The 11,002-nt window shown below is 50.6% G+C and carries 10 protein-coding genes; 1 reads left to right on the forward strand and 9 read right to left on the reverse strand.

Annotation, left to right across the window (positions count from 1 at the left end):
* Both ispD and KVT34_RS27705 read right to left on the reverse strand, forming a co-directional pair.
* Positions 1–702, reverse strand: coding sequence for a 2-C-methyl-D-erythritol 4-phosphate cytidylyltransferase (gene ispD / locus KVT34_RS27700; RefSeq protein ID WP_217562952.1), 702 nt, complete (start codon positions 700–702; stop codon positions 1–3).
* 99 nt (positions 703–801) lie between these two features.
* Positions 802–1,848, reverse strand: a complete 1,047-nt coding sequence (locus tag KVT34_RS27705; protein ID WP_217562953.1) for a PIN/TRAM domain-containing protein — start codon at positions 1,846–1,848, stop codon at positions 802–804.
* Positions 1,849–2,010: 162 nt separating this feature from the next.
* Between KVT34_RS27705 and KVT34_RS27710 the strand changes: the two genes are divergently transcribed.
* On the forward strand, positions 2,011–2,406 hold the full coding sequence (locus KVT34_RS27710; protein ID WP_217562954.1) for a DUF1573 domain-containing protein: 396 nt from the start codon (positions 2,011–2,013) through the stop codon (positions 2,404–2,406).
* Positions 2,407–2,528: 122 nt separating this feature from the next.
* On the opposite strand, the gene pssA is transcribed toward KVT34_RS27710, so the two are convergent.
* The 7 genes from pssA to KVT34_RS27745 all read right to left on the reverse strand — a co-directional run bounded on the left by pssA (position 2,529) and on the right by KVT34_RS27745 (position 10,681).
* Complete coding sequence (gene pssA, locus KVT34_RS27715; protein ID WP_217562955.1) at positions 2,529–3,275, reverse strand: CDP-diacylglycerol--serine O-phosphatidyltransferase; 747 nt, start codon at positions 3,273–3,275, stop codon at positions 2,529–2,531.
* An 86-nt stretch (positions 3,276–3,361) separates the two neighbouring features.
* The gene (gene disA / locus KVT34_RS27720; protein WP_042235469.1) at positions 3,362–4,441 is read right to left on the reverse strand and encodes a DNA integrity scanning diadenylate cyclase DisA; all 1,080 of its coding nucleotides are present in this window, start codon (positions 4,439–4,441) and stop codon (positions 3,362–3,364) included.
* 112 nt (positions 4,442–4,553) lie between these two features.
* Positions 4,554–5,921, reverse strand: coding sequence for a DNA repair protein RadA (gene radA, locus KVT34_RS27725; protein ID WP_217562956.1), 1,368 nt, complete (start codon positions 5,919–5,921; stop codon positions 4,554–4,556).
* A gap of 157 nt (positions 5,922–6,078) precedes the next feature.
* Positions 6,079–8,526, reverse strand: a complete 2,448-nt coding sequence (clpC, locus tag KVT34_RS27730; protein WP_217562957.1) for an ATP-dependent protease ATP-binding subunit ClpC — start codon at positions 8,524–8,526, stop codon at positions 6,079–6,081.
* 46 nt (positions 8,527–8,572) lie between these two features.
* Positions 8,573–9,601 (reverse strand): protein-arginine kinase McsB, encoded by a 1,029-nt coding sequence (gene mcsB, locus KVT34_RS27735; RefSeq protein WP_241688924.1) that lies wholly within the window; start codon positions 9,599–9,601, stop codon positions 8,573–8,575.
* 87 nt (positions 9,602–9,688) lie between these two features.
* Positions 9,689–10,207: a protein-arginine kinase activator protein McsA gene (gene mcsA, locus KVT34_RS27740; RefSeq protein ID WP_042235459.1), complete on the reverse strand. Its 519-nt coding sequence runs from the start codon at positions 10,205–10,207 to the stop codon at positions 9,689–9,691.
* 12 nt (positions 10,208–10,219) lie between these two features.
* Complete coding sequence (locus tag KVT34_RS27745; RefSeq protein ID WP_009674502.1) at positions 10,220–10,681, reverse strand: CtsR family transcriptional regulator; 462 nt, start codon at positions 10,679–10,681, stop codon at positions 10,220–10,222.
* Between the last annotated feature and the right edge of the window lie 321 nt (positions 10,682–11,002).

Below are 11,002 nucleotides of genomic sequence, written 5' to 3' on the forward strand. Positions count from 1 at the left end.
CTATTCTCCTCTCCTGTTGCCTAACAACCATTCTGCCCATGGCAGATCTTCGGGGGTAGTGATTTTGATATTGGCATAATCCCCTTCGACGACGTGCACCGTATGCCCCGCCCGTTCGACGAGCATGGCATCGTCTGTGCCAAGGAAACCGTCGCGGACTGCCTCCTCATGCGCTTCTTTTAAAAGAGAAAACCGAAAAGCCTGCGGCGTTTGGATCGCCCACAAGCTTTTGCGGTCGGGTGTGGACATGATCTGGCCATCCTCACTCACGACCTTGATCGTGTCTTTAACGGGAACGGCCAGCACGGCTGCACCCATATCTATAGCTTTGTCCAGACAAGCTCCTACCTGCTCTTCTGTAACGAGCGGGCGTACGCCGTCATGGACAAGCACCCACTGCGTGTCCGCGCCGAGCGCCTCCAGTCCGGACCGGACCGAGTCCTGCCGTTCCGCACCGCCGGCTATGACCCGGCTGACTTTATGCAGCCCGTAGCGGGCGGCATACGATTCGCAGCGCGGGACGTCCGCTTCCCCGGTCACCAGCACGACGGAGTCGATGCGGGCCATCTTCTCGAATAGTTCCAGCGTATGTACCAAAATCGGCTTGCCCGCCAGCTCCAGATATTGTTTACTTTCCGCCGTTCGCATTCGTGAACCTCTGCCTGCCGCAACGACGATGACGCCGACTTTATTCACCTGCATACCTCCGGTTACCACCGGGTTTTGCTGCTGCAGTCTTTTTCCTCTGCTTTAACGTGCCAAGCTGCAGCCCCAGCGAAATACTCTCCCTATGATAACCCTTTATTGCGCTTTTTCCAAGAGCTTGGGCTTCGCGAAGATCATTCGTCCCGCTGACGTTTGAAGGACACTGGTAACCATGACTTCAAGCAGGGAGCCGATAAAGTCCCGTCCGCCTTCCACGACGATCATCGTTCCGTCATCCAGATACGCTACTCCTTGTCCATGCTCTTTGCCGTCCTTGATGACTTGGACCAGAATCTCTTCACCGGGGAGCACCACCGGTTTCACGGCATTCGCCAAATCGTTGATGTTCAGAACGGATACGCCCTGGAGTTCACAGACCTTGTTCAAGTTGTAATCGTTGGTGATCACTTTACCTTGAAGCACCTTGGCGAGCCGGATAAGCTTGCTGTCCACCTCGGAAATTTCTTCGAAGTCGCCTTCATAGATAAGAACTTTCACGTCAAGTTCCTTCTGAATCTTATTTAAAATATCCAATCCGCGCCTGCCGCGATTACGTTTGAGCAAATCGGAAGAATCCGCGATATGCTGCAGCTCCTCAAGGACGAATTCCGGAATAACCAGCGTTCCTTCAATAAACCCCGTTTTGCAAATGTCCGCGATCCTTCCGTCTATGATCACGCTCGTATCGAGAATCTTGTGTTCTTCCGGCATTTTTCCTTTGCCGCTTCCGCCGTCTTTCCGGCTGCTCAGAAGTTCGGAGATTTCCTCGCTCTTGCCGTACCCGATCCGGCCGCCCATGAAGGCCAGAAGAACGGTAGCCATAGCCGCCACTACCACATGAACCCGCTCAAGCGCCGGGAATACCAGCACGGCTGCAAGCAGCCCTACGATCGTACCGAATGCGGCCGGAAGTAGATCGGAAGCGGGCATTTGCGATAAGCTGTTTTCTCCGCGCCGCACCAGTCTTAAAATAAGGCCCATGCCTATCCATGACACGATAAACATCCCGATAAATCCCGCTCCAGCTGCCGTGTAATCCGCAACCGCTCCACCGTTGATTCCCGATAATTGAATAATGGCATCACTCCACCCGTAACCGAGCGCACCACCTAAGACGGCAATAATCCATTGAATCCATTTCATCGTACGGATTCACCTCCATCATCCAAAGTAAGAGGATCCTCTCCCCTGTTACAAGTATGTTCCAAATGTTGGATGAATAAACACGCGGCAGGTGTCAGATTGCCTCGCTACCCTAATTTCTATATAATGAGATGGAGACGAAACTAAAATGAGGTGCATGAGATGAGTGCCCTGTCCCTGAAAGATTTCCAGGAACAAGTTGGTGAACTGCTGCTTCGCCATCGCAGCCTGCTTGATGTATTGTCCAAATTCCAACAATCCAATGCCGGTGTGAACCGCTCTGTCATCAAATCGATTACCGAATGCGGCTGCGTTGAAGTCAATGCCAAGAAACAGGAGTATTCTCCCGAAATGACATTGGACCAGGCCAAAGTCGAGCTGCAAACCCATTTGGAAGGCCAGTTGTGCGAACACTGCATGGAGGCGATTTCCACTGAAATCGGTAAGCACCTTTTTTATCTTTCCGCTCTAAGCAATCTTCTTGATGTGAACTTGGAAAAAGTACTTGAAGACGAATCGAAAAAATGCTCGACACTCGGATTTTTCAATATGTCTTAGTATAGAAAAAAAGCATGTATTCTCCTCCGCAGCCCGGATGAAAATAGATGCTTTTTTTGTTCACCAAAATACCGATTCAGCGGCAAAAAAAAGAACAGGAAGCCTATGCTCCCTGCTCTTTTTTATAGATGAGTTTTTGAATTCGCCAGATCTTCGGTCGTTTCCATAGCTTTGTGCTTTCTGCGGCGAAGAACGAAGAGGCGATCAACGTTTTTTTTTAAGCCATAAAGCGCATAAATCACAAGCGGTATGAAAATCATTTTGGAAATGAAGGATGGTTTGCTGATTCCGATAATTACGGCGATGATCACAATGATCGGTGTAATCCAGATAGCGGCTTTGGGAATTCCCGCTTTCTTAAAGTTCGGATATTTGACGTTACTCACCATCAGATAGGAAAGCAGCACTGTGCTGACCAGCAGAACATAGACGTTAAGCTCGCTGTGGAACAATGCCAGCGTTGCAAGTATGCCGCCTGCCGCCGGAATAGGTAAGCCGATAAAGTAACCCGGTGTACCTGCCACCACATTAAAACGTGCCAGACGAAGAGCTCCGCAAATCGGGAATATGGCCGTTACGACCCAAGCTGCCGCGGCAGGACGGATATCGCCGAATGCGACAACGTACATAATGAATGCCGGTGCTACACCGAACGAAATGACATCCGACAAAGAATCCAGTTCTTTACCAAACTCACTCTGTGCGTTAAGCGCACGAGCAACTCGTCCATCCAGACCGTCGAGCAGCATAGCCACAATGACAAGTACGGCCGCCGTATCCGGTCTTTCATTAAACACGAGAATAATGGCCAGAACGCCTAAAAACAGATTCCCAACAGTAAACAAGCTAGGAAGCGATTTAGTTATCATATTAGTTTAGTCCACCTCTAAATATACTGTACCCCATTAAAACAACGTGATTCAACCCATATTTATACTTTATGATTGTATGCAATTTAAATATGCCTGTCAATTAATACTTGCTCCTGAATTCTGCGCAACCCTTCCTTGATCGCTCTCGCCCGGACCTCTCCGATTCCGTCTACCTCATCCAGCTCTTCGATTGTCGCCACCGTGATATGAGGCAAGTGACCGAATTTTTCCACCAAATTACTGATAATGATAGAAGGAAGCCGCGGAATTTTATTGAGTACCCGGAACCCTCTCGGGGAAACAAGTTCCTCCGATACGGCGTTGGTGTGCGGATAGCCGAGCAGCCGGATAATGTGATGCGGATCGAGCAATTCTTCGGAAGAAAGACGCTTGAGCCCCAGCAAAATATCTTTGATCTTCTCTTCGCTGAGTTCCCGGACATAATCCTTCAGAAGCAGACGAACTTCCAGCTCCGTATTACCGACCAGTTCTTCCAACTGCATGGAAATCAGACGTCCTTCAGTTCCAAGCTCCGTGATGTATCTGTTAAGCTCGTTCTTAATACGCAGCACCATTTCTACCCGCTGAATGGCATTGGTGACATCATGCAGAGTCACAAGCTCTTCAAACTCGGAAGCGCCCAGATTGATTAAGGACTGATCCAGTTCCGTCTTGTATCGCTCCATCGTCTGGATCGCCTGATTCGCCTTGGTCAGAATGACCCCGATATCCTTGAGGGAATACCGCAGGTTTCCTTGATACAAGGTAATAATGTTCCGCCGCTGGGAAATAGACACAACCAGTTTATTCGTCTGCTTGGCAACCCGCTCGGCCGTACGATGCCGGATTCCCGTCTCGGTCGATGGAATCGAAGAGTTCGGAATCAGTTGGGTATTCGCATACAAAATTTTCTTCGCATCTTCATTTAGAATGATGGCTCCGTCCATTTTGGCCAATTCATACAAATAGTTTGGCGTAAAATCGCAGTCGATGGAAAATCCGCCGTCCACGATTTCCATGACTTCCGGAGTACATCCAACGACAATCAAGGCTCCCGTTTTGGCACGAAGCACGTTCTCGAGCCCATCGCGGAAAGGCGTACCCGGAGCGACCAGCTGGAGCAGTTGGCTCATGACGTCTCGTTTAGTTTCTTCTTTGCTCATGTTAATCCTCCTGAAGCATTTCCGTTCTGTTAGCCGAGCGTGTTCCGCTATGCCTTGTTTTCAATAAATCTGTCTTAAGGGCCGAACGAATCCGGCCGCATAGACTTTTAAACTAGTCCAATGCCGCTTTTAAAGCTTCGGACACCGTGCTTACGCCGACCACTTCGATGCCCTTTGGAGGCGTCCAGCCCTTGAGGCTTTTCTCCGGCATAATGACGCGCCGGAAGCCGAGCTTCTGCGCTTCCTTGACCCGCTGGTCGATACGCGATACGCCGCGGACCTCTCCCGTGAGCCCGACCTCACCGAACACGGCGTCGTAAGCCTGCGTCGGCTGCTCTTTGAAGCTGGAGGCGATGCTTATCGCCACCGCCAGATCGACAGCCGGCTCATCGAGCTTGACTCCGCCGGCTACGTTCAAGTAAGCGTCCTGACTCTGAAGGAACAGGCCGACCCGTTTCTCCAAGACCGCCATAATGAGCGACAGCCGGTTATGGTCGATTCCCGTAGCCATTCTTCGCGGAGACGGGAAGTTGGTTGACGAGACAAGCGCCTGAATCTCAACCAGGACCGGTCTCGTTCCTTCCATGCTGGCGACGACTGTCGAGCCGGCTACGCCAAGCGGGCGCTCGGACAAGAAAAGCTCCGACGGATTGCTCACTTCGGCCAGCCCGGTTTCCCGCATTTCGAAGATGCCGATTTCGTTCGTGGAACCGAACCGGTTTTTAACCGCACGCAAAACGCGGTAGGTGTGATGCCGCTCCCCTTCAAAATAAAGCACACAGTCCACCATATGTTCAAGCAGGCGCGGTCCTGCAATGGCGCCTTCCTTGGTCACATGGCCGACAAGAACCGTCGCTATATTCTTAAGCTTAGCTATGCGCATGAAATGGCTTGTGCATTCACGTACTTGGGAAACGGTTCCCGGGGCGGAGGATACGCTTGGATGATAGACGGTCTGAATGGAATCGATGACCAGAAAATCCGGCTGGAGCTCCTGGATCGCCTCTTCAACCACTTCCATATTCGTTTCGCAGAGCACGTATAGATTCGGCGAAACGGCATCCAGCCGGTCCGCGCGAAGCTTCGTCTGACGAATCGATTCCTCGCCTGAGATATATAAAACCTTCCGCCCCTCTTTGGTCAGCGAATGCGAGGTTTGCAGGAGCAGCGTCGATTTGCCTATGCCGGGGTCTCCCCCAACCAGAATGAGCGAGCCGGGCACGAACCCGCCGCCCAAAACGCGGTTGAGCTCTCCGTTATCCGTGAGCACACGCTGTTCAACACTGCTTTCTATGTTTATGATCGGAGTCGGTTTTTCTTTCGTCCGCAGGAAAGAAGAATTCATTCCCTGGGTCTTGACAACCGTCTCCACTTCTTCGGCAAAACTGTTCCACGCTCCGCAGCCGGGACATTTGCCGAGCCACTTCGGGGTTTCATACCCGCACTGCTGGCAGATGAATTTCGTTTTTGTTTTACTCATGGCGCGAAGTTCCCCTTCTCTTTCTACGCCTAAAACGGGCAAACCGTTCCAGCGTCATTCAAAGTTTACCATTTTTGCGAATGCTATGAAAGTACTTGGCAAAAGAAAAAGCATTTTACGGTACAACTGCGTACCGCAAAATGCTTGATTTTATATCTTATTTGGTCTGCGTCATCGCTTCTTCATTCCGAAGCACAACAAGTTCGCCGTCTTTTTCGTCTATAGTAAGGGAGTCGCCCTTGGAGATGCTGCCTTTGAGAAGCTCTTCGGAGAGACGGTCCTCAATGTGTTTCTGGATCGCCCTGCGAAGCGGCCTTGCTCCATAGCTTGGATCAAAGCCTTCCTTAGCCAGGAAGTTCTTCGCATTATCGGTGAGAATAAAGTCGACCTCTTGTTCTTTCAGGCGTTTGCGGAGCTCATCGGCCATGAGACTGACGATTTCAGCAATATGCTTCTGATCGAGAGAGTGGAAGACGATAATTTCATCGATCCGGTTCAGGAACTCCGGACGGAAACTTTTCTTCAGCTCGTTCATGACTTTGTCCTTCATGTTGTTGTAATCTTTGCCGGAATCTTGGACAGCCGTAAAGCCGAGTGTCGAGTTTTTCTTGATCGTATCGGCACCCACATTGGATGTCATGATGATCAAGGTGTTGCGGAAGTCGACGGTACGGCCTTTGGAATCGGTAAGACGTCCGTCTTCCAGCACTTGCAGAAGGATATTGAACACTTCGGGATGTGCTTTCTCGATCTCATCAAGCAGGACAACGGAGTAAGGCTTGCGGCGTACCTTTTCGGTCAATTGGCCGCCTTCTTCGTAGCCCACATAGCCCGGAGGCGCTCCTACGAGACGGGACGTGGAGTGTTTCTCCATATATTCGGACATATCAATGCGGATAACGGCATTTTCGTCTCCGAACAGGGATTCCGCCAAAGCGCGGGCAAGCTCGGTTTTACCTACACCGGTAGGACCCAAGAAGATAAAGGAGCCCATCGGACGCTTCGGATCTTTCAGACCCGCTCTTGCGCGGCGGATTGCGCGGCTGACCGCTTTAACCGCTTCTTCCTGGCCGATCACACGGTTGTGGAGGATATCTTCCATTTTCAGAAGACGCTCCGTCTCCTCTTCGGCCAGTTTGCGCACCGGAATTCCGGTCCAGCTTGCAACCACCTGGGCGATGTCGTCCGGAGTCACCTCCGTGTCCATGCGTCCCTGCTTTTCTTTCCAATCGTTCTTCGTGCTGTCGAGTTCTTCGCGAAGCTTTTGCTCGGTATCACGCAATGAAGCGGCTTTCTCGAACTCCTGGCTTTGAACAGCCGCGTCTTTCTCCTTGCGTATGTTTTCGAGCTTTTGCTCCAGCTCTTTCAAGCTAGGCGGTACCGTGTAAGAGTGAAGCCTTACTTTCGAGCTTGCTTCATCGATCAAGTCGATCGCTTTATCGGGCAGGAAGCGGTCGGGGATATAGCGATCCGACAGCTTGACTGCTTCTTCGATAGCTTCATCGGTGATTTTCACCCGGTGATGCGCCTCGTAACGGTCACGCAGTCCGTGAAGGATTTGGATCGCTTCTTCCGGAGTCGGCTGATCCACCGTAATCGGCTGGAAGCGGCGCTCCAGAGCGGCATCCTTCTCGATGTATTTGCGGTACTCATCCAGAGTAGTAGCCCCGATGCACTGCAGTTCGCCGCGGGCCAAAGCCGGCTTCAGAATGTTGGAGGCATCGATCGCACCTTCTGCACCACCGGCGCCGATCAAGGTATGCAGCTCATCGATGAAGAGAATGATGTTCCCCGCCTGGCGGATCTCATCCATGATCTTCTTCAGACGATCTTCAAATTCACCGCGGTATTTGGTGCCTGCCACGACAGAACCCATATCGAGCGTCATGACGCGTTTATCTTTTAACGTTTCCGGAATTTCATTGTTGATGATCTTTTGAGCGAGGCCCTCGGCGATAGCCGTTTTACCTACACCTGGCTCCCCGATCAGAACCGGGTTGTTCTTGGTGCGGCGGCTGAGAACCTGAATAACACGCTCGATTTCTTTGGAGCGACCGATTACCGGATCGAGGTTGCCTTCTTTGGCAATAGCCGTCAGATCTCTCGCGAGACTGTCCAGTGTAGGCGTGTTAACATTGTTGCCGCTGCCGTGATTGCTCGAAACGACCTCGCTGCTTCCGAGAAGCTGCAGGACTTGCTGGCGGGCTTTGTTCAAGGAAATGCCCAGGTTGTTCAGCACGCGTGCCGCAACCCCTTCGCCTTCACGGATCAGACCGAGCAGGATATGCTCCGTACCTACGTACGTATGGCCAAGCTTTCTGGCTTCGTCCATCGAAAGTTCAATGACCTTTTTGGCACGCGGTGTGTAAGCGATATTGGAGGGCTGCTCTTGTCCGCGGCCGATTAATGATTCGACCTCATCTTGAATTTTTTCAAGTCCGAGTCCGAGAGCCACCAGCGCTTTGGCCGCAATACCTTCGCCTTCGCGAATAAGACCCAGCAAGATATGCTCTGTACCTATATTGTTGTGACCCAAGCGTACTGCTTCTTCCTGTGCAAGGGAAAGAACTTTCTGTGCACGTTCCGTAAATCTTCCAAACATCATACTTAGCACCTCCATTGTAATTTCGAACGAAAGTCGTATAGTACCATTAAACGTTATGACACGGCTTGAATCTTTCCCTGATGATTTCAGCCCGCCGGATATCCCGGTCGTCGGGAGATAATAGCTCCCCTGCTATTTGCTGCAAAAATCCTGGTTGTGTCATCACGAGAAGTTCGTTCATAGTGTGTGCGGGAACTTCCCCCACTAAATTAAGATCTATGCCAAGGCGGACATCGGATAGCCGCTGTGCCGCTTCCTTGGAATCGATAATCGAAGCGTGAGTCAAAATTCCGTATGACCGCATAACGCGGTCTGTTATACGTATTCTGGATTCCTGCATGAGTTGCCTTCTTGCGGCGCGCTCGTGTTCGATAATCTGTTTGGCTACGCTATATAGATTATCAATGATTTCATCTTCGGACTGGCCGAGCGTGATCTGATTGGAAATCTGAAATAAGTTTCCTAACGCTTCGCTTCCTTCGCCATATAGGCCCCGGACTGTCAGGCCAACCTGTGAAACCGCCGATAGAATTCGATTGATTTGCTGGGTCAAAACAAGAGCGGGCAGATGCATCATGACCGAAGCCCGTATACCGGTTCCCACATTCGTAGGACAACTGGTCAAGTAGCCGCGTCTTTCGTCAAAGCCGTAGTCTAACTGCGATTCGAAAATATCGTCAATCTGGTTCGCCAGATCCCAGGCCTCTTTAATTTGAAATCCGGGACACAGGCATTGAATCCGAAGATGATCTTCTTCATTCACCATAATGCTGATAGACTCGTTATCATTAAGGATAACGGCTCCGTTCCGCGATTCGGTTGCCAGATTCGGGCTGATCAAATGCTTCTCCACCAGAATCCTTCGCTCCAGTTCATTCAATTCCGAGAGCGGTACAAGCGTGAAGTCGCTGATCGTTTTTAAATCTTCATTGCCCAATACATCTGAAACTTTCTCAAGCACTTCCGCGGACTGCTGGTTCGCGGCCAACATAGGAAACGGATAATCTTGCAGATTCCGGGCTATACGGATACGGCTGCTGATTACGATATCCGAATCGGGACCGTCCCCTTTCATCCATTCGCTTAATGCTTCCTTGACAAAATGTCTCAAAGAGGAACCCTCCTTTTCTCCAAGTTCAAAGGTTTGAGGCGGGCGTCGAAGTTAACTGCTGCCGGCTGACTTCTTATCGAGGTCGCGAATACGGTCTCGCAGTTCAGCCGCTTGCTCGAATTCTTCCTGTTCGATGTACGTCTGAAGTTCTTTCTTGAGACGCTCCACCTCACGCTTCTGCTCGATCTCCTGTCCGGAGCGTTTCGGCACTTTGCCGACATGCTGCGTGTTACCGTGAACCCGTTTAAACAGGGGATCCAGCTTATCCTGAAAGCTTTCATAGCAGTGGCTGCAGCCGAAACGTCCCAGCTTGCTGAACTGTGAATACGTAAGTCCGCAGTGTTCGCATCTTATCGGACGCGCTTTGCTTGAGACCGTTCCGGAAGAAGGATCGAAGTCCAGCAGACCCGAAAGCAAATTATGAATGGAGAAACCTCCCGGCGTACCGGGAATCAGCTCCCCTTTCTCTTTGGCGCATGTTTCACAGAAGTGAAACTCTGTTTTCTCACCGTTAACAATCTTCGTAAAATGAAGCGTTGCGGGCCGTTTGCCGCATTCTTGACAAAGCACGTCAACCCCTCCTTATTTGCTCAGTAAGGATATCAGCATCGCCTTTAAAATCCGGGCACGGACTTCATCCCGCAAAGGAAGCTTAAACTGAAGCACATCCCGCGATATTGCCGCTTTAATGATGGCTGCTTCCCTCCGGCTGATCAACCGGCCTTCTTCCAGACGGTAAATCAACCCTTCGGCCGACGCTTGATCTATACTTTCACGAATGGTAGTCATGATGGTGTCCAGCAGTGAACCGTAGGCGTTGAGTTCGATCTTCTGAATCCGGATGTAACCCCCGCCTCCGCGTTTGCTTTCCACCACGTAGCCTTTTTCAAGGGTGAATCGTGTGCTGATGACATAATTAATCTGAGACGGCACACACTGAAATTGATCAGCAAGCTCATTCCGCTGGATCTCAATGGACCCTTCGGGGCTTTGCTGCAGTATATGCTTTAGATATTGCTCAATAATCTCGGAAACATTACGCATCAATTCAGCCTCCCGTTGTTGAGAAGTAAATTGACTTTGACTTTCTTTGACCTTAACTTAATTATAATCATTTCCATATTACTTTGCAAGTACCTGACAAACAGTTAAGCGGAACTTCCTCTCTTTAGTTTTAACGCTATCCCGAAAAATATGCAAATACAGCAAAAAACCTCTATGAAAAAATTCATAGAGGTTTTCGTTGCTCCCTGAAAACTAGCAGCGAAACAAGCACTCGATCCATCCAAAGATCTTGTGGTGCATACTACGTATGCGTCCGATGCCGCGTCCACTTTCGTGAACACGTGTGGTCAAGCCCTCGAC

Source organism: Paenibacillus sp. GbtcB18, assembly GCF_019091125.1.
In the GTDB taxonomy this organism is placed as follows: domain Bacteria; phylum Bacillota; class Bacilli; order Paenibacillales; family NBRC-103111; genus Paenibacillus_F; species Paenibacillus_F chitinolyticus.

Coding starts and splice junctions, on each gene's coding strand:
- pssA (WP_217562955.1), bottom strand. CDS start 3,275: ATGATAACTAAATCGCTTCCTAGCTTGTTTACTGTTGGGAATCTGTTT.
- radA (WP_217562956.1), bottom strand. CDS start 5,921: ATGAGTAAAACAAAAACGAAATTCATCTGCCAGCAGTGCGGGTATGAA.
- KVT34_RS27705 (WP_217562953.1), bottom strand. CDS start 1,848: ATGAAATGGATTCAATGGATTATTGCCGTCTTAGGTGGTGCGCTCGGT.
- mcsB (WP_241688924.1), bottom strand. CDS start 9,601: ATGAAAGGGGACGGTCCCGATTCGGATATCGTAATCAGCAGCCGTATC.
- disA (WP_042235469.1), bottom strand. CDS start 4,441: ATGAGCAAAGAAGAAACTAAACGAGACGTCATGAGCCAACTGCTCCAG.
- KVT34_RS27745 (WP_009674502.1), bottom strand. CDS start 10,681: ATGCGTAATGTTTCCGAGATTATTGAGCAATATCTAAAGCATATACTG.
- clpC (WP_217562957.1), bottom strand. CDS start 8,526: ATGATGTTTGGAAGATTTACGGAACGTGCACAGAAAGTTCTTTCCCTT.
- KVT34_RS27710 (WP_217562954.1), top strand. CDS start 2,011: ATGAGTGCCCTGTCCCTGAAAGATTTCCAGGAACAAGTTGGTGAACTG.
- ispD (WP_217562952.1), bottom strand. CDS start 702: ATGCAGGTGAATAAAGTCGGCGTCATCGTCGTTGCGGCAGGCAGAGGT.